This window comes from Pseudomonas helleri (assembly GCF_001043025.1).
In the GTDB taxonomy this organism is placed as follows: domain Bacteria; phylum Pseudomonadota; class Gammaproteobacteria; order Pseudomonadales; family Pseudomonadaceae; genus Aquipseudomonas; species Aquipseudomonas helleri.
In genome coordinates this window covers 291345-312052 of the sequence record NZ_JYLD01000007.1, presented here as the reverse complement: position 1 = coordinate 312052, position 20708 = coordinate 291345, and the positions used below count along the sequence as shown (strand labels likewise).

General features: G+C 56.0%; 18 protein-coding genes and 6 tRNA genes. 6 read left to right on the top strand and 18 right to left on the bottom strand.

Features of this window, described 5'->3' with window-relative positions; all coding sequences use genetic code 11:
• Positions 1-645 precede the first annotated feature (645 nt).
• A complete protein-coding gene (locus TU84_RS13995; protein ID WP_048369848.1) occupies positions 646-1308 on the top strand; it encodes a GAD-like domain-containing protein in 663 nt (220 codons plus the stop codon).
• 97 nt (positions 1309-1405) lie between these two features.
• Positions 1406-1531, top strand: a complete 126-nt coding sequence (locus tag TU84_RS26615) for a hypothetical protein (RefSeq protein WP_277620857.1) — start codon at positions 1406-1408, stop codon at positions 1529-1531.
• Positions 1532-1648: 117 nt separating this feature from the next.
• Here the strand turns inward: TU84_RS26615 and TU84_RS13990 are convergent.
• From TU84_RS13990 to TU84_RS13965, 6 genes are all read right to left on the bottom strand, one after another.
• Positions 1649-1724: transfer RNA gene (locus TU84_RS13990), tRNA-Gly, on the bottom strand.
• A gap of 5 nt (positions 1725-1729) precedes the next feature.
• Positions 1730-1805 (bottom strand) — tRNA-Glu (locus TU84_RS13985).
• A 103-nt stretch (positions 1806-1908) separates the two neighbouring features.
• Positions 1909-1984: transfer RNA gene (locus TU84_RS13980), tRNA-Gly, on the bottom strand.
• A gap of 5 nt (positions 1985-1989) precedes the next feature.
• Positions 1990-2065 (bottom strand) — tRNA-Glu (locus TU84_RS13975).
• Between the two features lie 103 nt (positions 2066-2168).
• A tRNA-Gly gene (locus tag TU84_RS13970) sits at positions 2169-2244 on the bottom strand.
• 2 nt (positions 2245-2246) lie between these two features.
• A tRNA-Glu gene (locus tag TU84_RS13965) sits at positions 2247-2322 on the bottom strand.
• Between the two features lie 373 nt (positions 2323-2695).
• On the opposite strand from TU84_RS13965, the gene TU84_RS13960 reads away from it, so the two are divergent.
• Entirely contained in the window at positions 2696-3466 is a 771-nt protein-coding gene (locus TU84_RS13960; protein ID WP_048369846.1) for a hypothetical protein, read from the top strand.
• 164 nt (positions 3467-3630) lie between these two features.
• Here the strand turns inward: TU84_RS13960 and TU84_RS13955 are convergent, their stop codons facing one another.
• Positions 3631-3975 (bottom strand): YggL family protein, encoded by a 345-nt coding sequence (locus tag TU84_RS13955; protein WP_048369844.1) that lies wholly within the window; start codon positions 3973-3975, stop codon positions 3631-3633.
• Positions 3976-4207: 232 nt separating this feature from the next.
• Here TU84_RS13955 and dacB point away from each other — a divergent pair, with 232 nt between their 5' ends.
• Entirely contained in the window at positions 4208-5674 is a 1467-nt protein-coding gene (dacB, locus tag TU84_RS13950; protein WP_048369841.1) for a D-alanyl-D-alanine carboxypeptidase/D-alanyl-D-alanine endopeptidase, read from the top strand.
• Positions 5675-5753: 79 nt separating this feature from the next.
• Here dacB and rlmKL read toward each other — a convergent pair whose 3' ends face one another.
• Entirely contained in the window at positions 5754-8009 is a 2256-nt protein-coding gene (gene rlmKL, locus TU84_RS13945) for a bifunctional 23S rRNA (guanine(2069)-N(7))-methyltransferase RlmK/23S rRNA (guanine(2445)-N(2))-methyltransferase RlmL (protein ID WP_048369839.1), read from the bottom strand.
• A gap of 543 nt (positions 8010-8552) precedes the next feature.
• Between rlmKL and rmf the strand changes: the two genes are divergently transcribed.
• Complete coding sequence (gene rmf, locus TU84_RS25585; protein ID WP_082148720.1) at positions 8553-8768, top strand: ribosome modulation factor; 216 nt, start codon at positions 8553-8555, stop codon at positions 8766-8768.
• A 131-nt stretch (positions 8769-8899) separates the two neighbouring features.
• Here the strand turns inward: rmf and TU84_RS13940 are convergent, their stop codons facing one another.
• The 9 genes from TU84_RS13940 to ppsA all read right to left on the bottom strand — a co-directional run bounded on the left by TU84_RS13940 (position 8900) and on the right by ppsA (position 18131).
• Positions 8900-9925: a quinone-dependent dihydroorotate dehydrogenase gene (locus TU84_RS13940; RefSeq protein WP_048369838.1), complete on the bottom strand. Its 1026-nt coding sequence runs from the start codon at positions 9923-9925 to the stop codon at positions 8900-8902.
• Between the two features lie 119 nt (positions 9926-10044).
• A complete protein-coding gene (locus tag TU84_RS13935; protein WP_048369836.1) occupies positions 10045-11022 on the bottom strand; it encodes an OmpA family protein in 978 nt (325 codons plus the stop codon).
• Between the two features lie 106 nt (positions 11023-11128).
• The gene (gene sigX / locus TU84_RS13930; RefSeq protein WP_088500243.1) at positions 11129-11719 is read right to left on the bottom strand and encodes an RNA polymerase sigma factor SigX; all 591 of its coding nucleotides are present in this window, start codon (positions 11717-11719) and stop codon (positions 11129-11131) included.
• Positions 11720-11812: 93 nt separating this feature from the next.
• Positions 11813-12637 carry a mechanosensitive ion channel family protein gene (locus TU84_RS13925; protein ID WP_048369832.1) on the bottom strand — a complete coding sequence of 275 codons (825 nt, stop codon included), beginning with the start codon at positions 12635-12637 and terminating at the stop codon, positions 11813-11815.
• 2 nt (positions 12638-12639) lie between these two features.
• Complete coding sequence (locus TU84_RS13920) at positions 12640-12885, bottom strand: hypothetical protein (protein ID WP_048369831.1); 246 nt, start codon at positions 12883-12885, stop codon at positions 12640-12642.
• Between the two features lie 65 nt (positions 12886-12950).
• On the bottom strand, positions 12951-13946 hold the full coding sequence (locus TU84_RS13915; protein WP_048369830.1) for a zinc transporter ZntB: 996 nt from the start codon (positions 13944-13946) through the stop codon (positions 12951-12953).
• 41 nt (positions 13947-13987) lie between these two features.
• Positions 13988-14479, bottom strand: coding sequence for a ribonuclease E activity regulator RraA (gene rraA / locus TU84_RS13910; protein ID WP_048369829.1), 492 nt, complete (start codon positions 14477-14479; stop codon positions 13988-13990).
• 220 nt (positions 14480-14699) lie between these two features.
• The gene (locus tag TU84_RS13905) at positions 14700-15653 is read right to left on the bottom strand and encodes an alpha/beta fold hydrolase (RefSeq protein WP_048369827.1); all 954 of its coding nucleotides are present in this window, start codon (positions 15651-15653) and stop codon (positions 14700-14702) included.
• Between the two features lie 102 nt (positions 15654-15755).
• Positions 15756-18131, bottom strand: a complete 2376-nt coding sequence (gene ppsA / locus TU84_RS13900; protein ID WP_048369825.1) for a phosphoenolpyruvate synthase — start codon at positions 18129-18131, stop codon at positions 15756-15758.
• 178 nt (positions 18132-18309) lie between these two features.
• On the opposite strand from ppsA, the gene ppsR reads away from it, so the two are divergent.
• Positions 18310-19128 (top strand): posphoenolpyruvate synthetase regulatory kinase/phosphorylase PpsR, encoded by an 819-nt coding sequence (gene ppsR / locus TU84_RS13895; RefSeq protein ID WP_048369824.1) that lies wholly within the window; start codon positions 18310-18312, stop codon positions 19126-19128.
• Positions 19129-19218: 90 nt separating this feature from the next.
• Here ppsR and prpD read toward each other — a convergent pair whose 3' ends face one another.
• Positions 19219-20703 (bottom strand): 2-methylcitrate dehydratase, encoded by a 1485-nt coding sequence (gene prpD / locus TU84_RS13890; protein ID WP_048369823.1) that lies wholly within the window; start codon positions 20701-20703, stop codon positions 19219-19221.
• Positions 20704-20708 lie beyond the last annotated feature (5 nt).

Here is a 20708-nt window from a genome sequence, read left to right as displayed (position 1 = left end):
TTCTTTTCGGTCACTTGTTTGACCGCCTGGATTTTGAATTCTTCGGGATATCGCTGGTTGCTCATGGCACCTCCTAATGGGCCTCATTTTAAGGCTTGGAGGTGTCTACGAAACTAGGGGCGATTCAAAGGTTATTTATAAGCCTGAGTAAACTTTGTGCCATTGTTGAAACCCCATCGCAACTCTTTTTGGAGCAGCAGAGCTGCGCTCCAACTTAGAGCAGGCACCCCGGCATACTAAGCGTATGACCTCAGTTCCGTGATGTAATAGGACAGTAACCAGTACTAACCACGAGGTCGATTACTGGTTGTTGCCGATTTATGACCTCCCGGGACGATTACGCGCATAAGTCATTAAAAATGCGCCGTGCCAGCTGTGTACTAACACATAGACTTGCCGCTCGAACAGCTGAACGAACTCCGGCGTCAGGAATAGCAAGCTCGATGCATGGTCGCCCACAAGCCGCGCTAATGCGCCCACACGCCGCAATCTGCCAGAGAAAGAGTTGCCTTTCAGCGGGCAAGTTAATGACGGTATTTACGAAAGTACTATTAGAAATAACTCAATGCAGTCGCCCGCGGTGATGGCTCAGACGTAAAGAATACGGAACTGACAATCTGTCATCAGCCAAAAAGGAAAATAAACATGAGAGACTCTCATTTCGAATACTTCATCGAGAAATTTGGCGAAGCCACTTACAGCACGCCTGTTTCAGAAGCCACCCTTGCTCAATGGACCGGCAAGCTCCCTCCCATCTTGATGACTTACTGGCGGGAAGAAGGCTGGGCAGGGTATGCAAACGGACGAGTATGGACAGTTAATCCCGATGAATATGAAGACATCAAGGATGTATGGCTTGAGGGGACACCGTTTGTCAACATAGATAACTTCCACGTCATTGCCCGCGATGCCTTTGGCGACCTCTACTTGTGCGGCGAAACAACAGGCGCAAGCGTCACCATCACTTGTATCCACAATGAAATCCTCGCTCTGAAAAACCAGCTCAACCCCAAACCCTTACCAGATCACGATCCTTCCATTCAGGCTCTGTTTGGTTCTGCCAAGCTAGAAGACTTCGACTACCCTGACGCCAACGGAAAACTGCTGTTTGAACGCGCTATAAAGAAGTACGGCCCACTTGAGCCCGATGAAATGTTCGGCTTCGAACCTGCGCTCGTCATGGGTGGAAGCGCTACATTGGATAACCTTCGACGCCTTAAGCTGGATCCACACCTCCACATTCTGCGTCAATTCGACAGTCCGACTCTTCCTTTCTCCAACATCGATTTTGACAAGTTTATGAAATAGCCATGAGTTCAAAAGCGGCCCACATCTGGAGGGTGTCCAGGCATTCGTCGCGCAAAACCATACGCCAGACGCCACCCTGCGCATCGATACCGAGGCCATGACCCTGGTGCTGACCCATCGCATCAGCCTGCCCAATAACCTCGATATACGGGTGCTCGAAGCGCGCTTTGAGACCGATCCGGCGGCGCAACTGATCAAGCGTACACTGGGGGAGGTGCACTGATTGGGCGGATGCCTGTTTGGGTACGGAGTAAAAACTACAGACATAAAAAAAGAGGCCTAAGAGGCCTCTTTTTTTAATGCTTTAAACAGTGGCTGAGCACTCTTTAAAACAAGAATATGGAGCGGGAAACGAGACTCGAACTCGCGACCCCGACCTTGGCAAGGTCGTGCTCTACCAACTGAGCTATTCCCGCAATAATGGCGTCCCCTAGGGGACTCGAACCCCTGTTACCGCCGTGAAAGGGCGGTGTCCTAGGCCACTAGACGAAGGGGACGTTGCCCGAAACGTACACTGTACATTTCAGTGCCAACTACGCTCACCTAAGTGTGCGCTTTGGCTTTCACTCAACCCCGCCCGAGAGCGAAGCTGCTTAAAAATGGAGCGGGAAACGAGACTCGAACTCGCGACCCCGACCTTGGCAAGGTCGTGCTCTACCAACTGAGCTATTCCCGCAATAATGGCGTCCCCTAGGGGACTCGAACCCCTGTTACCGCCGTGAAAGGGCGGTGTCCTAGGCCACTAGACGAAGGGGACGTTGCCCGAAACGTACACTGTACATTTCAGTGCCAACTACGCTCACCTAAGTGTGCGCTTTGGCTTTCACTCAACCCCGCCCGAGAGCGAAGCTGCTTAAAAATGGAGCGGGAAACGAGACTCGAACTCGCGACCCCGACCTTGGCAAGGTCGTGCTCTACCAACTGAGCTATTCCCGCATTGGCGTCCCCTAGGGGACTCGAACCCCTGTTACCGCCGTGAAAGGGCGGTGTCCTAGGCCACTAGACGAAGGGGACACACTACAACTTCACTGGTTACATGCGTTTCGCTGTTCGCTTTACGCTGCAATTGGCGCGCATTCTAGGGATGGTTTTGGAAGTCGTCAACCCCAATATGAAAATTTATTGAAATCAATGACTTCCCGCCCTTCTAGGCCTTTTCCTACATAGTGTGACGTATGACTCCTAGGGCCTATATTCCGGCCTCCTACAAGGCGCTATGATGATCAGGCTTGAGTGATGGCCAAATGCACCTATCGAATATGGACCTCTCTATAGATAGCCAACCGCCTGACCCCAATGAACTAACGCACCTGTTTAAGATCAAGCCTATTAGCAACATTGTCTGGCACACTCTATTGCAGGCAGACCACCCGAAGAGGTTTTAACGTTGACGCCTTCCATCATCACCCTGCTCGTCGTTGCCGGGATCGTGCTTTTGATCGCCATCGGCTACATCAACCACATGGTGGAACACAACAAGGTGGAAAAAGCCCGGCTCAAAACCGAACTTAATGACCGTATTCGCCGTTGCAGTGAAGTCAACGAGACCTTTCCCGGGCAACTGATGACGTCGGCACTCAAGTTGTTGCTGACCCGCCTTGAACTCAATGCCACCCAACGTCTGTTGCTGCTGCAAAAATCCGACGCCAGCTTAAAAGCACGGGTTGCCGAGCTTGAAGCACTGGTTGCGCAAGGTGAGTCGATCCCGGTCAACAATCCGCCCAACCCGATCATGACCGAAGCCAAGGCCAAAGATGTGCGCTTTCTGCTGGAAACGCTGCATGGCCAGATCACCCGCGCCGCCAAAGACCGTGTACTGCCCGCCAATGAAGCCAAGCACTGGCTCAAAGAGATCCGTCACCTGCTGGTGGTGCTGCATATTGAGTTCTTCAATAACCTTGGCCAATTGGCGTTCCAGCAAAACCAGCCGGGTCAGGCGCGCCTGGCCTATGAGCGCGGCGTGCAGTATTTGCGCAAACAGGCCGACCCTGCCCCGTATGGCCAGTCACTCAAAGCCTTTGAAGCACAATTGGTGCGTGCCAATGCCCTGCTGCAAAGCACGCTGGAGCCCAGCAGCGATGAGGTCAACGCGCTGACTGAAGGGCTTAAAACCGATGAGGCTGAGGGCGACTGGAAGAAGAAAGCCATTTACGACTAAAAATCTGTGCCATGCCCGTAGTCGTTGTCGAGCCTTGCGAGGCTACGTCCGAAGAGATAGGCATACAGTGTCAGCACAGGGATTTTTGAAACAGCAAGCACCCAGGACGGGCAAAGGCATGAAACACACAAAGGCAGCCACGCAGGCTGCCTTTATGTTTGACGTCAGGCTACCGGATTGATTGGCTTTTCCGGGTACCACACGTCCAGCAGCGGGCTCACTTCAACGCTGGTCAGCTCTGGACGAGCTTTCAACCAGGCTTCAACAGCAGCACGTTGCTCTTCGCTGACCGAACCGCGCTTCTGCAGGCAAACCAGACCGTAGTCGTCGCCGCCAACATAGCCCAGGCCGTTAGCTTCCATGGCTTCTTTCAAGAAAGCGTCAAGGAATGCGTCGACAGCCTCATCCGACAGGTCTTCTTTGAAATCCAGGTTCAGCTCAAAACCCAGCTCCTGAAATTCATCAACGCACAGTTTTTTGCGCAGACGCTGGGAACGATTAGTAGCCATTGAACAATCCTCTTAAGTAATTACCGGCGGCACTTTACCAGCTTCAGGCTGGCGCTGCCCGGTTGCATGTGAGCGACTCATCGTTTTATGCATTAAATAAGTCAATCCCTGGCCTACGCTGATGCACAAGCCCGATAACCTTGGGGCATAATGCCAACACTTTTATGACCATCGAGGGACTTTTTGTTCATGCCCTCTTATTTTCCCCCTCGCCTGCAGGGTTTTACTTTTGATGATTAAATCTTTACGACCATTGTTTCTGGCCAGCCTGTTTTTGCCGCTCGCCTTCGGCGCCAATGCCGCCCCTGTCAACGCCACCCTGACTCCGAAAGTCCAGCAAGCGCTCAAGACCAACAAGTTGCAAGACGACGCACTGTCCTTGGTATTGCTGCCACTGACCGGCCCGGGTGTTCCGACCGTCTTCAACGCCGATGTATCGATGAACCCGGCGTCCACCATGAAACTGGTGACCACCTATGCAGCCCTGGAAATGCTCGGCCCGACCCACCAGTGGAAAACCGAGTTCTACACCGACGGCACCCTGAACAACGGTATTTTGCAGGGCAACCTGTACCTCAAGGGCGGCGGCGACCCCAAGCTCAATATGGAGAAGCTCTGGCTGTTGATGCGCGACCTGCGGGCCAACGGCGTACAGCAAATCACCGGCGACCTGGTACTGGATCGCAATTTCTTCGAACAACCGCAATTGCCGGCGTTCAACGATGACGGCAATGACGAAAACAAGCCGTTCCTGGTCAAACCCGACGCTCTGATGGTCAACCTCAAAGCCTTGCGCTTTGTAGCGCGTAACGATTCGGGCAAGGTGCTGGTCTCGGTAGAGCCGCCTATTGCGAGCATCCGCATCGACAATCAGGTCAAGGCCATCAACGCCAAGCAATGCACCGGCGATGTCCGCTACAACCCCGTCACCCAAGCCGACGGCTCGGTGATTGTCACCGTCAGCGGTCAACTGGCAGACGGCTGCAACTCTCAGACGTATCTGTCCTTGCTTGATCACGCGACCTACACCGCCGGCGCCGTGCGCGCCATATGGAAGGAGCTGGGCGGCAGTATTCAGGGCCAGGACCGTCAGGCCAGCGTCCCTAAAGGTGCAAAACTGCTGGCTCGCGCCTACTCGCCAGACCTGGCCGAGATCATTCGCGACATCAATAAATACAGCAACAACACCATGGCCCAGCAGTTGTTCCTCAGCCTCGGCGCTCAGTTCCGTACCGATGCCGACGGCGATGACGCCAAAGCTGCGCAGCGCGTGATACGCCAATGGCTGGCCAAAAAAGGCATCACAGCGCCGCATCTGGTCATGGAGAACGGCTCCGGCCTGTCGCGTGCCGAGCGTGTGAGCGCACGTGAAATGGCGCAAATGCTTCAAGCCGCCTGGAAAAGCCCCTACGCTGCCGAGTTCATCAGCTCCCTGCCGATCGCAGGTAAAGACGGCACTATGCGCAAGCGCCTGAAAACCACAGCGATGAACGGTCAGGCACACATCAAGACAGGCACCCTGAATACCGTGCGCGCCATTTCCGGCTTTAGCCGCGACAGCAACGGCGACACCTGGGCCGTGGTCGCCATCCTGAACGACCCGCGTCCGTGGGGTGCGTCTTCGATTCTCGATCAGGTATTGCTAGACCTGTATCGCCAGCCAGCCGTGGCTAACCGCGCGGTGTCTATCGCGCCATAACGTCAGGCAGGCAATAAAAAACGCCCCCGATCGCAAGAAAGGGGGCGTTTTTTATGGGCTGATTACCGCCGGGGCAGCATCAACGGGCCGTGATTTTCCAGGCCCGGTGGATTTTGCTGTTACGGGCAAAGTCCGGATCGATGGTGCTCGCGGTAATTTCTTCAACGGCATAACGCGCGGCCAGATGCTCATCCAGAACGAACTTGCGGAAGTTGTTCGAGAAGTACAGCACGCCGCCCGGCGCCAGACGCGCCATGGCCAGATCGAGCAACTGCACGTGGTCACGCTGAACGTCGAATATGCCTTCCATGCGCTTGGAGTTGGAGAAGGTCGGCGGATCAATGAAGATCAAGTCGTACTCTTCACGACAGGCATCCAGCCAGGCCATCACATCGCCCTGCTCCAGGCGGTTTTTGTCCGAGAAACCGTTCAGCGACAGGTTACGCCGCGCCCAGTCCAGATACGTCTTGGACAAGTCAACGCTGGTGGTGCTGCGCGCACCGCCTTTGGCAGCGTGCACACTCGCCGTTGCGGTGTAGCAGTACAGGTTGAGGAAGCGTTTGCCGGCCGCCTCTTTCTGGATGCGCATGCGGATTGGACGGTGATCAAGGAACAGCCCGGTGTCCAGATAATCGGTGAGGTTCACCAGCAGCTTTACGCCACCTTCCATCACTTCGGTGAACTTGCCCTGCGCGCTTTGACGCTCGTACTGCTTGGTGCCGCTCTGACGCTCACGGCGTTTGACGATCACCCGGCTCTTGTCGATGTTCAGCGCCTGTGGAATCGCCGCCAGGGCATCGAACATACGGGCTGAGGCTTTTTCCGGGTCAACCGATTTAGGCGCTGCGTATTCCTGGACATGGACCCAGTCGTGATACAGGTCGATCGCCATCGAGTACTCAGGCATGTCGGCGTCGTAAACGCGGTAACAATCAATCCCCTCGCGTTTGACCCATTTACCCAGTGCCTTGAGGTTCTTTTGCAGACGGTTGGCAAACATCTGCCCGCCTTCGCTCAAGCGCGGTTGCTCGATCACCACCGGTGCAGGCTTGATCGGGTTGCCGTTCTTGTTGAACTGCTGCTGCACAGGCGCTTCGACCACAGACTCAGCCTGTTCACGCTCGGCCTGACGTTGCTCAGGGGTGCGACGCTCACCCGTCACGAACTGATCCGGGGTGACCTTGATCAACAGCAACTTGCACGGCAAAGCGCCGTTCCAGAACGAATACTGCTTGTGGCTGCGAATGCCCATGCGCTTGCCCAGATCCGGGGCGCCGGTGAACACCGCCGCTTCCCAGTTCAGACACGCCTGACGCAGACGCTCACCGAGGTTCTGGTAGAGATAAAGCAAGCTTGCTTCATCGCCCAGACGCTCGCCGTACGGCGGGTTGCAGATCACCAGGCCTTTCTGGTTTTGATCTGGGCGCGGCTCAAAGGTCGCCACTTCACCCTGGTAAATCTTGATCCAGTGGCTCAGGCCAGCCCGCTCGATGTTGTTGCGCGCAGGCTGAATCAGCCGTGGGTCAGCCTCGTATCCGCGAATCCACAGCGGTGGCTTGGCCATGCCGATTTCTGCGCGCTCAGTGGCTTCTTCATGGAGTTTTTTCCATATGGCCGGTACGTGACCCAACCAGGCATCAAAGCCCCAATGAATGCGATTGAGGTTCGGCGCAATGTCGGCGGCGATCATTGCGCCCTCGACCAGAAACGTACCCACACCGCACATCGGGTCAGCCAGTGCGGCGCCCTCAGCGGCCATGCGCGGCCAGCCGGCACGGATCAGCACGGCGGCGGCGAGGTTTTCTTTCAGGGGCGCAGCACCTTGCTGCAGACGGTAGCCACGCTGGTGCAGGCTGCTGCCCGACAGGTCCAGGGACAGAATCGCTTCACCGCGATCCAGGCGCAGGTGGATACGCAAGTCCGGGCTGAACTTGTCAATCGACGGGCGCTCACCAGACGGCGTACGCAGCTTGTCGACGATGGCGTCCTTGACCTTCAAAGCACCAAAGTGAGTGTTATCGATGCCCGAGCCATGCCCGCTGAATTCAACGGCCAGGGTGCCGTCCGGGACCATGTGATCATGCCAGTCAACGTCAAGCACGCCGTTATACAGGTCTTCGGCGTTCTTCATCGGGAAGCGCTTGAGGACCAGCAACACGCGGTTGGCAAGGCGCGACCACAGACACAGGCGATAGGCAGTTTCCATATCTGCCAAGCCACGAATGGCCGAGGTGTGCTCGCGAGCTTCCTCAAGACCAAGGCCAATAGCCTCCTCGAGGAGCAGACCTTCAAGGCCTTTAGGGCAGGTAAGGAAGAGTTCGTTACGATCCGACATGGGATTCCTGAGCTTTTAGCTTTCTGTGGGCAGGCAACGCATCGCCTGCTCCGTTTTCAATCAAGCGCTTTTCTTGAAGAGCGCTCGCGTGGCACGAAACTGTGCCGTTCCACTTCAGCAACAACACCCACCCTGAGGCAGAGTGAGTCTAGACGCTGAGGCAGGTCATTCATTAAGAAACAATTGGTCATATTCAGACCCTTCGTCGAATAGTGCCCGAGTGGATCAGGCAGCTATTAGCAACGGAGAATGAAACTCATCATCTTTGCAAGCGCTCGTCCTGTCAGGCTTTTGCCGGAGCCGGACGAGCAAAAACAGCCTGTCTTATGGCTGTAACACCATTTTCGTTACGTGCTTATGACAAAACGATCATTCCCTCACCCGAGTGCATTGGTTAGAACTGGACTCAGGTTGTCGCCGCACAGGCAACAACAGAAAGGCTCGCCACGCCGGCAGCGAGCACCCCCGACGGCAGATCAATCTGCCCCGACCTTTGGAAGGTCGACGCTAAATAAAACAGTCAACAAGTGAGGGAAACACCCTATGAGAAGACTTAAGCGTGATCCGTTGGAAAGAGCATTTTTGCGCGGATATCAAAATGGCGTACATGGTAAATCCCGTGAGCTTTGCCCATTTACTCTACCGTCGGTACGTCAAGCCTGGATTAACGGCTGGCGCGAAGGACGCGGCGACAACTGGGACGGTATGACTGGCACTGCGGGCATCCACAGACTCAACGAAATCAACGCCGTCGGCTAACACTGGACACCTTCCGACATCACCTTGAAGCGACAACGATTTAACCTTGCCGTCCTATCCAGGCGGCGGGCTTCGGCCCAAGGGCTCCTTAAAGGAGCCCTTTTTTATGCCCGCACGCCAGGCGCTGCCCGTTACTTGCGCGGCAACGCTGCAATTGCATCAACCGATTCGCGAATCAGCGCCGGGCCTTTGTAGATAAAGCCTGAGTAGATCTGCACCAGGCTCGCACCCGCGGCGATTTTCTCAGCCGCGTGCTTACCTTCTGTAATCCCGCCGGCCGCGATGATCGGCAAACGCCCTGCCAGTTCAGCGGCCAGCACCTTGACGGTGTGCGTGCTTTTTTCAAGCACCGGGGCGCCAGACAAGCCGCCCGCCTCATCACCATGGGCCAAACCTTCAACGCCGACGCGGCTAAGCGTGGTGTTGGTGGCGATAACAGCGTCCATACCGGTCTCCAGCAGCGCCTGAGCCACGAGCACGGTTTCTTCGTCGCTCATGTCCGGTGCGATCTTGATCGCCAGCGGTACGCGCTTGCCGTGGCGCTGCGTCAGTTCGTTCTGACGCAGTTGTAGGGCTTCGAGCAACTGCTTGAGCGAATCACCGAACTGCAAGCTGCGCAAACCCGGTGTATTCGGCGAACTGACGTTGACGGTGACGTAGCTGGCGTGGGCATACACCTTGTCCAGGCAGATCAGGTAATCGTCGACGGCACGCTCAACCGGCGTGTCGAAGTTCTTGCCGATATTGATGCCCAGAATGCCGCTGTAGCGGGCCGCCTGAACGCGACTCAGCAAATGATCAACCCCAAGGTTGTTAAAGCCCATGCGGTTGATAATGGCCTGCGCTTCCGGCAAGCGAAAAATACGTGGCTTTGGATTGCCTGGCTGAGGGCGCGGCGTGACCGTGCCGATCTCAACAAAGCCAAAACCCAATTGGGCGAAACCATCGATGGCTGCGCCGTTTTTATCCAGACCGGCAGCCAGACCGACCGGGTTTGGAAAATTCAGCCCCATGACTGTCACTGGCAGCTTCGCCGGTGCCTTGCACAACAAACCATTAAGCCCCAGACGGCCGCCCGCCCCGATCAAATCCAGCGACAGATCGTGAGAGGCTTCAGGGGACAGTTTGAAAAGCAGCTGGCGGGCCAGGTTATACATGGGCGCAATGGACTCGATGGGTGACGGAAAGTGGGCGCAATTATAGCCGCGCCGCCTGGCAAATCACAGGCAAAGAAAAACCCGGCCTGAGCCGGGTTTTTCTGGCAGCTTATCTAAAATTAATTAGATTGAGCTTGTACAACGGCTTCAACGCGACGGTTCAGAGCGCGGCCTTCGTCAGTTGCGTTAGTCGCAACTGGATCTGCCTTACCGTGACCAACTGCGTCTACACGGCCAGCCGAAACACCTTGCTGTACCAGAGCCTGACGCACAGAGTCAGCACGACGCTGGGACAGTTTCAGGTTGTAAGCATCGGTACCGACGCTGTCAGTGTAACCATTCACAGTAGTGCTGGTCGCAGGGTACTGCTGCATGAACTGAGCAACGTTCTTGATGTCTGGCAGGTACTGAGACTTAACAACGGCTTTGTCGAAGTCGAACTTCACGTCCAGCTCAACTTTAACCACTTCAGCGATCGGAGCTTCTGGTTCTGGCTCAGCGATTGGTGCTGGAGCTGGAACTGGAGCAGGAGCTACTTTGCCACCGCTGCCACCGAAGTTCACACCCAGACCAACGGTAGGAGCGTAGTCCCAACGGCCGTTGTCCAGTTTGTAGTCAGCTTCAACGCCTGCACGGGCGAACAGGTTGTCAGTGATGTACCACTTAACACCGGCGCCAGCAGTCAGGAAAGTCGACTTGTCGCGACCGCTGTGGCCATCAGCCTCAACGTTGGTCATGCTCTTGTGAGCAACACCGCCGGAAACGTATGGACGCAGAGCGTCGCCTACGGTGCCGAAGTGGTACTGAGCGTTCAGACCAAAGTTGTCACCTTGCAGCTTCTGGTGACCAGTGCCGTCGTTCGAACGGGTGTGGTTGGTCTTGTCGTACGCGAAGTTGATCGAAACGTCATCAGTGATGAAGTAACCGATCGAGGCGCCTGGGTTGTAACCGTCTTCAACGTGGTTGACGCTGTCGTTGTACTGTTTTTTGTAGAACAGTTCACCCTCGACCGCGCCTTGGCCTTGTGCCAGGGCACCGAACGAAGTTGCGGCTACAAAGGAACCAATGGCAATGCCCAAGGTGTTTTTCAGTTTCATCCGTTAAATCCCCATCTGGTGATTGTAAAGCAGTCCCACATACCGGGGGACAACTCGGCGGCAAGTCTATCAGACCTTGCCTACACGTAGAGCCATTTGCACTGAACTAAGTTTCAGCAAGACCTGCAAATTTCTCACGCAATTTATCAAGAGCGCGCTTGTATCTCATCTTCGTCGCGCTCAAACCCATATGCATTATGTCTGCGATTTCCTGAAATTCCAGTTCTGCGACAAAACGCAGCACTAAAATTTCGCGATCAATCGGATTCACATGCACCAACCAGCGATCAAGTCCGCCCTTTTCCTCAGGTTTCGGCGCCTTTTCCTCAGACGCTTCCTCAAGGGGGTCAATACTTAATGCGTCCATCAAGCGACGCTTTCGCCGTTCCTTTCGATACTGTGTGATGCATTCGTTGTAAGTGATGCTATATAGCCATGTCTTGAATTTCGATTTTCCTTCGAAATTTTTCAAGCCGTACAACACCTTAAGCATCACTTCCTGACAGACATCATCCGCGTCCCTATCGTTCCCTAAATACCTTGAACAAACGTTGAACAAAGTGCGTTGATAGCGACGCATCAATTCTTCATAAGCACGCGTAACGTGAAACAACTCATCATGCGCGCGCGCAACCAACTCCTCATCAGAGAGCTCGCGGGGATCGTAGCGCATGGATAGCGATTGGGCTTTATTCAAAACGAGTCGTGCCGACAGTCAGGTCAATGGCCACCGTATCAGCCTTCAAAGCAGGCATTTTTACGGCGGCATACATTAGCAGGGTTTGCCGCATTAGCGGCTTGTCACGTGCTGCTCCAGCAAGATCCGATTGGAAATTGAGACTAGCTCACCTTCCTCGGTCAGCAACGTGGTTTTAACCGTGCCGATCTCTTCGATCTGCCCTTCGACCTCGCCAACTCGCACTTCTTGCCCAACCTGGTACAACTCACGCACATAGATCCCGGCCAGAATCTGACCGGCAATTTCACGACTTCCCAAGCCCATGGCCAAGGCCACAGCCAGACCAACGGTAATCAACACAATCACAATCACGTGGTTCAGCAGGTCGGTTTTGACCTCCAACTGACTGATAGCCACGGAAATACTGATGATGATGACCAGCCCCTGGGCAACACGCCCCAGGCCGCTTGCGTAATCAAACCCGACGCTCTCGGCCGCTCCTCGCACCAGGCCATTGAGCAGCTGTGCAAGCAGCACACCCGCCAACAACACTAGCAAAGCTCCGAAAACCTTGGGCAAATAAACCGTAAAAATATCCAGTGCCGCAGAAACGCGGTCCAGCCCCAGCGATTGCGCCGCCGACACCAGAAACACCAGCAGGATGAACCAGTAAACAATTTTGCCAATGAGGATCGAGATCGGCACCTTGATGCCGATGCGAGCCAGAATTTTGGTCAGGCCGGTGCCGCCCATGAGGCGATCGAGGCCCAACTTTGCGAGCAACTTGGACAACAGGGTATCGAGCAGTTTGGCAACCACGAAGCCCAGCAGTACGACAACCAGCGCCCCGAAAAGGTTCGGGATGAAGTTGGCAATTTTAGTCCACAGGGCAGTCATTGCTGTGACCAGGCTCTGAGTCCAGAGATCAAGTTCCATGTTCAATCAGCCTTATCAACAGGGCGAGCAGCAGGTTTGCGCCGCGAAACGGGCGCAATATGGGCCGAACCGCTATTCAATGCAATCGTCAGCGCTTGCATCCAGCGACCGGGCAGGCTGAATAGATCGCCCGCGCCTACCTGGCGATTGGCGGTTTTCAGCACTCGCCCCAAACACGCATCATCGTCACGGCTGGATGACGGCGTTTTGAGCATTTCACGTAGCGACTGTTCAAACGGATCGTGCATATGCACCTCTCGGTATCTCAGTGAAAGACGCAAGCCACTTTAATCGGGTCACATTCCGCGCCCATTCAAAGCCACTGCAAACGTCGATAAAACCACCACTGCACGACGGCAATCACCACCATCAGGCTGCAAACCACGGGAAAACCCCAGGGATTATTAGAGAACGGCACGCCGCCCACATTGATCCCGAGCAAGCCCGTGAGAAATGTAATCGGTAAAAAGATCCCGGTGATCACCCCGAAGCGGTACATGATGCGGCTCATGCGCTCGCTCATGCGCCGGTCTACGGCCTCAAGCACCAGCCCCACGCGCTCTCGCGTGAGTTCGAGCTCTTCCAGGTAACGCGTCAGGCTGTTGTTGAGCTCGTTCCAGTAATCGAGCACATCACTGCTGAACCACGGGATTTTTGTTCGCGCGAGTTGCCCGAAAATATCCCGTTGCGGCGCCAGAAAACGACGCAAACCGGCGGCTCTTCGACGGATCGGCAAAATAGCACCGTGTTCCGGCGTATACCGTTCGTCGGCATCTATCTTATCTTCTTCGTCATCGACGATTTCGGACAGGTCGCCGATCAAGTCCTGGACCTTCAGCGTCAGGTTTTGAGCCAGGTACAAGATCAATTCGGCGGAATCTTTCGGGCCATCGCCTTGCTCAAAATCACTGAGCATTTCATCAATGGCACGCAACCTTCGCAAACGCAGTGAGATAACCCGCTGCGAACTGCCAAAGATGCGCAGCGAAACCATGTCTTCCGGCTCAGCGCCCGGATTGAGGTTAACCCCGCGCAAAAACAGCAACAGTTCGTTGTTGGGCAAGGTCAGCAGACGGGGACGGGTGTTTTCTTCGAGCAGCAAATCACAACTGAAATCGCTCAAACCACTGGAACCGCGCAACCAGGTCTGGGCTTGCGGGTGACTGCGATCCCAGTGCAACCAAAGGCTTTCATGACTTTGCAGTTCTAGCGTGTCCAGCTCAGTACGCGGGATATGGCGAGCACCGCCCTTACCGTCCAGCACCAGGGCGTACACCAGCCCCCACTGTGCGTTGTCTTCCTCTTGCATCCGTGGTCCTTGTGATTAGAGCGGTGAGCTTTTGCCCTGAATCATGTCGGCATTTTCAGAGCTGAGGGCGAAATAATAACGCCATTGTTATCGGCATAAATGAATTCTCCGGGACGGAACGTGACACCCGCAAAGGTCACCGCCACGTTCAAATCGCCAATACCGCGCTTGTCAGTCTTCATCGGGTGGCTCGCCAGCGCCTGAACGCCCAGGTTTGTTTGTGCAATCACGTCGACGTCACGGATGCAGCCGTAAATCACCAAACCTTCCCAGCCATTTTTAGCGGCCTTTTCAGCCAGCATGTCGCCCAGCAACGCCCGGCGCAGGGAACCGCCGCCATCCACCACCAGCACTTTGCCATGCCCCTTGAGTTCAACCTGCTCTTTGACCAGCGAGTTGTCTTCAAAGCACTTGATGGTCACGATCTCACCACCAAAGGAATCACGCCCGCCAAAGTTGCTGAACAGGGGGTCCAGCACTTGCACCAGCTCTGGATAGGCATCGCACAAGTCGGGGGTAAGGTAGTGATTCATGAACTAGCTCCTGTTAAAGGTGGGCGCAGCAAGATGAAAAACGGCAGCACTACTGTTATAGACGTTCTGACGAGCGCTGGCGTTAAACATGCCGCGCACTCGCCAATGAGAACTCATTAGCTAACCGGCCACAAAATATGACCAGAAACACCACAAGCGTCATATAGTAGCCGCAACCACTACCCGCCGAAACCCCCTCCCCCTTGCCGAGCGGTTTCAATCAACGCATCTCAGCGTGGGTCAGCCAGTTCAGCACCCGTGGCCACACCTCTTGCTGAGCCGCCGGGCTCACCAGCATGTCGACATGATTAAAGTCAGAGCTGAACCCCTGCTCGCGTCCCAGGCACACAAACTGGCGCTGCGCGGCGCCCAGTTGGTCATACAGTTTGCGGCAAGCCCACTCCGGTGTTTGTCGGTCGCCCTCCGCGGCAACCACCAGCACCGGCAGTTCAACCTGTGCCAAGCCGGCCCACCAATCGCGATCCGCGTCTTTAAAACGGCCCATAAAGCCATTCCAGCGCAGGGTTTCGAGTGCGATGCTGACCGGTTCATCTTCAGGGCCACGTTTGAGACGGGTGCCTGACAACTGCGCAAATCGCTTCAACAACAGGTAAGCGCCCCACTGCACCGGCGGGATTTTCAGCGACCAGTAGCGGCGATTGATCTGACAGCCAAAAAACGCCGCCGAGGCCACGTCGGCCGCCTGCAGATACTCACCGCCCAGGGCCGCCGCCAGGCTGATAGCGCCTTGTGAATGGCCGATCCAATGCGGCGTTTGCCCGCTTTGCTCACGCACAAACGCACCAATGGCTGGCAAATCGTAGCGGGCGTAATCCGCCACCCGATTTTTGGCCCAGTGAATATTGCGCGACGACAAGCCATGGCCGCGCATTTCAGGCAGCCACACATCAAAGCCGGCGCGAGCCAAAAAGGCCCCCAGCCCGACACCTTTGGGCGAATACCAGAACCGACGATTGGAAAAACTGCCGTGCAACAAAATGACCGGCACACCCCGCACCTGGCCCGCATCGGCCATGCCCAGACGGGTCACCACCAACTCCACGGAAATATCCGGGCTGTTGGCGGGCTTCAAGCGATAAACGTCTTCGCTCAGATCACCCCGACGCTCAGCGCTGATCAGGGCAACGGGAAATAAATGGCTGCTGCTTTGCATAATGCTCTTGCACAAAAAAGGGCGAATCCGAACACGAACTCGCCCTAACACGTATAGAGAGCAAGGCAACCCATGGGTTGCCCTGCCCCTTCTCTCAACGACTCAAGCTTGCGCTTGGCCTTCAGCCAGGAAGAACCAGGTTTCCAGTACGGTGTCCGGGTTCAACGACACGCTTTCAATGCCTTGCTCCATCAGCCACAGCGCCAGATCCGGGTGATCGGATGGGCCCTGACCGCAAATACCGATGTATTTGCCAGCCTTGTTGCACGCCTGAATAGCGTTGGACAGCAGCTTTTTAACGGCCGGGTTACGCTCGTCAAACAAGTGAGCGATCACGCCGGAGTCACGGTCCAGGCCCAGGGTCAACTGAGTCAGGTCGTTGGAGCCGATCGAGAAACCGTCGAAGAATTCAAGGAACTCTTCAGCCAGGATCGCGTTGGATGGCAGCTCGCACATCATGATGATGCGCAGGCCGTTTTCGCCACGCTTGAGGCCGTTTTCAGCCAGCAGGTCGATCACCTGGCTCGCTTCGCCCAGGGTGCGTACGAACGGCACCATGATTTCGACGTTGGTAAAGCCCATGTCGTTGCGCACGCGCTTGAGGGCCCGGCACTCGAGCTCGAAGCAATCGCGGAAGTTTTCGCTGATGTAACGCGAAGCACCACGGAAGCCCAACATCGGGTTTTCTTCTTCCGGCTCGTACAGTTTGCCGCCGATCAGGTTGGCGTATTCGTTGGACTTGAAGTCCGACAGACGCACGATCACTTTTTTCGGGGTAAACGCGCCAGCCAGGGTGCTGATACCTTCAACCAGTTTGTCGACGTAGAAATCAACCGGGTCGCTGTAACCCGCGATGCGCTTGTCGACGCTGTCTTTGATTTCTTGCGGCAAACCGTCGTAGTTCAGCAGTGCCTTTGGGTGCACGCCGATCATACGGTTGATGATGAACTCCAGACGGGCCAGGCCCACACCGGCGTTCGGCAGTTGTGCGAAGTCAAACGCACGGTCCGGGTTACCCACGTTCATCATGATTTTGAACGGCAGTTCCGGCATGGCATCGACGGAGTTTTTCTTGATGTCGAAGCCCAGCTCACCTTCGAAGATGAAACCGGTATCGCCTTCAGCACACGAAACCGTCACGCCCTGGCCGTCTTTGAGCAACTGAGTGGCGTTGCCGCAACCGACGACCGCCGGGATACCCAGCTCACGCGCGATGATCGCGGCGTGGCAGGTACGGCCACCGCGGTTGGTAACGATAGCGCTGGCGCGCTTCATGACCGGTTCCCAGTCCGGGTCAGTCATGTCCGACACCAACACGTCGCCCGGCTGGACTTTGTCCATCTCGGAGACGTCTTTAATGATGCGAACCTTGCCCGCGCCGATGCGCTGGCCAATGGCGCGACCTTCAACCAGCACAGTGCCGGTTTCTTTGAGCAGGTAACGCTCCATCACGTTGGCCTGGGTGCGGCTCTTCACGGTTTCAGGACGGGCCTGAACAATGTACAGCTTGCCGTCGTCGCCATCTTTGGCCCACTCGATGTCCATCGGGCACTTGTAGTGCTTCTCGATGATCATCGCTTGCTTGGCCAGTTCGTTGATTTCAGCGTCGCTCAGGCAGAAACGCTCGCGGTCCGCCTTCTCTACGTCGATGACCTTGACCGATTTACCGGCCTTGGCTTCGTCGCCGTAGATCATTTTGATCGCTTTGCTACCCAGGTTGCGGCGCAGGATCGCAGGGCGACCGGCTTCCAGGGTTGGTTTGTGAACGTAGAATTCGTCCGGGTTGACCGCGCCTTGTACGACGGTTTCGCCCAGGCCGTAGGCGCCGGTGATGAACACCACATCACGGAAGCCCGACTCGGTGTCCAGGGTGAACATCACGCCTGCGGTGCCGGTTTCGGAACGCACCATGCGCTGTACGCCAGCCGACAGAGCCACCAGCTTGTGGTCAAAACCTTGGTGCACGCGGTAAGAAATCGCACGGTCGTTGAACAGGGAAGCGAACACTTCCTTGGCCGCACGAATCACGTTTTCAACGCCACGGATGTTCAGGAAGGTTTCTTGCTGACCAGCAAAGGAGGCGTCCGGCAAGTCTTCGGCGGTGGCCGAAGAACGTACGGCAACGGCCATGTCCGGGTTGCCTTGCGAGAGGGTCGCAAACGCAGCACGGATTTCAGCGTTGAGTTTCTCAGGGAACTCGGCTTCCATGATCCATTGACGGATCTGGGCGCCGGTCTTGGCCAGGGCGTTGACGTCATCAACATCCAGCGCGTCCAACGCTGCATGGATCTGATCGTTCAAGCCGCTCAGCTCAAGAAAATCACGGTATGCCTGGGAAGTCGTCGCAAAACCACCGGGAACCGATACACCAGCGCCTGCAAGGTTGCTGATCATCTCGCCGAGGGATGCGTTCTTGCCCCCCACATGCTCCACATCATGGACGCCGAGCTTATCGAGGGAAACTACGTACTCTACCAAGGTGATCTCTCCACTAACTGTGTTGGAAAAGCTCAGGGTGCCGGACACTCCGTCTATGGAGTCTCTCGGCGATTGTGGCCTGGACCTGGAAAATAAGTGACACTGCCTGCCATTGCGGGCGACAAAATCGCGCCTATCATATCCAAGAAACGTCACCAGCTTAAGGCCCAAGGCGCAAATGAAACGATCTGCTTTCTTTATATCCGACGGCACCGGCATCACAGCCGAAACCCTCGGCCAGAGTTTGTTGGCGCAATTCGAAAACGTGACCTTCAGCAAATTCACACGCCCTTATATAGATAGCGTGGAAAAAGCGCGGGCAATGGTACAACAAATCGACAACGCCGCCGAAAAAGACGGTGTTCGCCCGATAATCTTCGACACTATCGTCAATCAGGATATTCGCGAAGTCCTCGCCACCGCCAATGGCTTCATGATCGACATTTTTTCCAGTTTCCTGGCGCCCCTGGAGCAGGAACTAGCGGAACATTCCTCCTACTCAGTGGGTAAATCCCACTCAATTGGCCATAACTCCAACTATATGGAGCGTATCGAGGCGGTGAACTTTGCCCTCGACAACGACGACGGCGCGCGCACACACAAATACGACAAGGCCGACCTGATTCTGGTAGGTGTGTCGCGTTGCGGTAAAACCCCGACCTGCCTGTACATGGCCATGCAATTCGGCATTCGGGTGGCCAACTACCCGTTGACCGAAGACGACATGGAAAGCCTGAAGCTGCCCGCGGCCTTGCGCGCGCACAAGCACAAACTGTTCGGCCTGACCATCGACCCGGATCGCCTCACCGCCATTCGCAACGAGCGCAAGCCCAACAGCCGATACTCCAGCTACGCCCAGTGCGAATTTGAAGTGCGCGAAGTCGAAAGCCTGTTCCAGCGCGAAAACATCCCGCACATCAACTCCACCCATTTCTCGGTAGAAGAAATCTCGGCCAAGATCCTGGTCGAAAAAGGCGTGGAGCGACGTTTTAAATAACCCCACCGCCTTGTAGGAGCGAGCTTGCCTCGCGATCTTTTAAACCATCAAAAGATCGCGAGACAAGCTCGCTCCTACAGGGGATTGGGTTTAAATCACCAGCAAATCAATAAATGCATGAACCGGCGTCGCTTCAAGCTTCGCCTGATCTTTGCACAGTTCAAAAATCTGCTTGCAGCGCTGGCCGACAAAGCGCGTGGCCAGGTTGGCCTTGAACTTGTCTTCCAGCAACGGAATGCCTTCAGCCCGGCGCCGACGATGGCCGATCGGGTACTCCACCATCACCTGCTCCGTGTGGGAGCCGTCCTTGAAAAACACCTGAATGGCGTTGGCAATCGAACGCTTGTCGGCCTCCAGGTATTCACGGGTGTAGCGTGGCTCTTCGACAATGACCATCTTCTCGCGCAGCTCATCAATGATCGGATGCGCAGCGTGGAAGTCGTCTTCGTACTGTTCCGCCACCAGATTGCCAAATGCCAGCGGCACGGCAGTCATGTATTGAATGCAGTGATCTCGATCCGCCGCATTGGCCAACTGGCCTTGCTTGGAAATGATCCGGATCGCGGATTCGTGGGTGGTGATCACGATTTTGTCGATCTCATGCAAGCGATCTTTCACCTGCGGGTGCAAGGTCACGGCCGCTTCGCACGCCGTCTGCGCATGGAACTCAGCCGGAAAACTGATCTTGAACAGCACGTTTTCCATCACATAGGTGCCATAAGGCTGTGACAGGCTGAATTGGCGCTGCCCTTCAGGCTTAAGCGCCAGGTCCTTGTTGGTGTGGCTGAACAGCACGTCGTAAAAGCCCCACTGCGGCGCCGTCAGCACGCCCGGGATACCCATTTCACCGCGCAGCGCGATATCCGCCAGGCGCACGCCGCGACTCGACGCATCCCCCGCCGCCCACGACTTGCGCGAGCCGGCGTTGGGCGCATGGCGGTAGGTACGCAAGGCCTGACCATCGACAAACGCATGGGACAACGCCGCCAGCAACTGCTCGCGATCAGCGCCCATCAGCTTGGCGCAGACCGCCGTCGACGCAACTTTCACCAGCAGCACATGGTCAAGGCCGACGCGATTAAAGGAGTTTTCCAGGGCAATGACGCCTTGAATCTCATGCGCCATGATCATCGCCTCCAGCACCGCACGCACGGTCAAAGGCGCTTCGCCATTGGCCACACGCTTTTGCGAGAGGTGGTCGGCCACCGCCAGAATACCGCCCAGGTTATCCGAAGGATGCCCCCACTCCGCCGCCAGCCATGTGTCGTTGTAATCCAGCCAACGGACGATACAGCCGATGTCCCATGCAGCCTTGACCGGGTCCAGGCGAAACGACGTACCGGGCACACGGGCGCCAAACGGCACCACCGTGCCCTCGACAATCGGGCCCAGGTGCTTGGTGCATTCCGGAAAACGCAACGCCAGCAGGCCGCAGCCCAAGGTGTCCATCAGGCAGTTTCGGGCGGTCTTCAGGGCTTCTGGGGAAGTGATGCGGTAGGTCAGGACGTAGTCAGCAATGTCCTGCAAAACCTTGTCATAGTCGGGACGATTGTTGAGGTCGACGTTGGCGCTCATGTGGA

Bases quoted from the DNA above. Each gene is read 5' to 3' on its own strand.
- rmf (WP_082148720.1), top strand. From the start codon at position 8,553: ATGAGAAGACTTAAGCGTGATCCGTTGGAAAGAGCATTTTTGCGCGGA.
- prpD (WP_048369823.1), bottom strand. From the start codon at position 20,703: ATGAGCGCCAACGTCGACCTCAACAATCGTCCCGACTATGACAAGGTT.
- rraA (WP_048369829.1), bottom strand. From the start codon at position 14,479: ATGAATCACTACCTTACCCCCGACTTGTGCGATGCCTATCCAGAGCTG.
- dacB (WP_048369841.1), top strand. From the start codon at position 4,208: ATGATTAAATCTTTACGACCATTGTTTCTGGCCAGCCTGTTTTTGCCG.
- rlmKL (WP_048369839.1), bottom strand. From the start codon at position 8,009: ATGTCGGATCGTAACGAACTCTTCCTTACCTGCCCTAAAGGCCTTGAA.
- TU84_RS13940 (WP_048369838.1), bottom strand. From the start codon at position 9,925: ATGTATAACCTGGCCCGCCAGCTGCTTTTCAAACTGTCCCCTGAAGCC.
- TU84_RS13955 (WP_048369844.1), bottom strand. From the start codon at position 3,975: ATGGCTACTAATCGTTCCCAGCGTCTGCGCAAAAAACTGTGCGTTGAT.
- TU84_RS13905 (WP_048369827.1), bottom strand. From the start codon at position 15,653: ATGCAAAGCAGCAGCCATTTATTTCCCGTTGCCCTGATCAGCGCTGAG.
- TU84_RS26615 (WP_277620857.1), top strand. From the start codon at position 1,406: ATGACCCTGGTGCTGACCCATCGCATCAGCCTGCCCAATAACCTCGAT.
- TU84_RS13995 (WP_048369848.1), top strand. From the start codon at position 646: ATGAGAGACTCTCATTTCGAATACTTCATCGAGAAATTTGGCGAAGCC.
- TU84_RS13920 (WP_048369831.1), bottom strand. From the start codon at position 12,885: ATGCACGATCCGTTTGAACAGTCGCTACGTGAAATGCTCAAAACGCCG.
- TU84_RS13925 (WP_048369832.1), bottom strand. From the start codon at position 12,637: ATGGAACTTGATCTCTGGACTCAGAGCCTGGTCACAGCAATGACTGCC.
- TU84_RS13935 (WP_048369836.1), bottom strand. From the start codon at position 11,022: ATGAAACTGAAAAACACCTTGGGCATTGCCATTGGTTCCTTTGTAGCC.
- TU84_RS13915 (WP_048369830.1), bottom strand. From the start codon at position 13,946: ATGCAAGAGGAAGACAACGCACAGTGGGGGCTGGTGTACGCCCTGGTG.
- ppsR (WP_048369824.1), top strand. From the start codon at position 18,310: ATGAAACGATCTGCTTTCTTTATATCCGACGGCACCGGCATCACAGCC.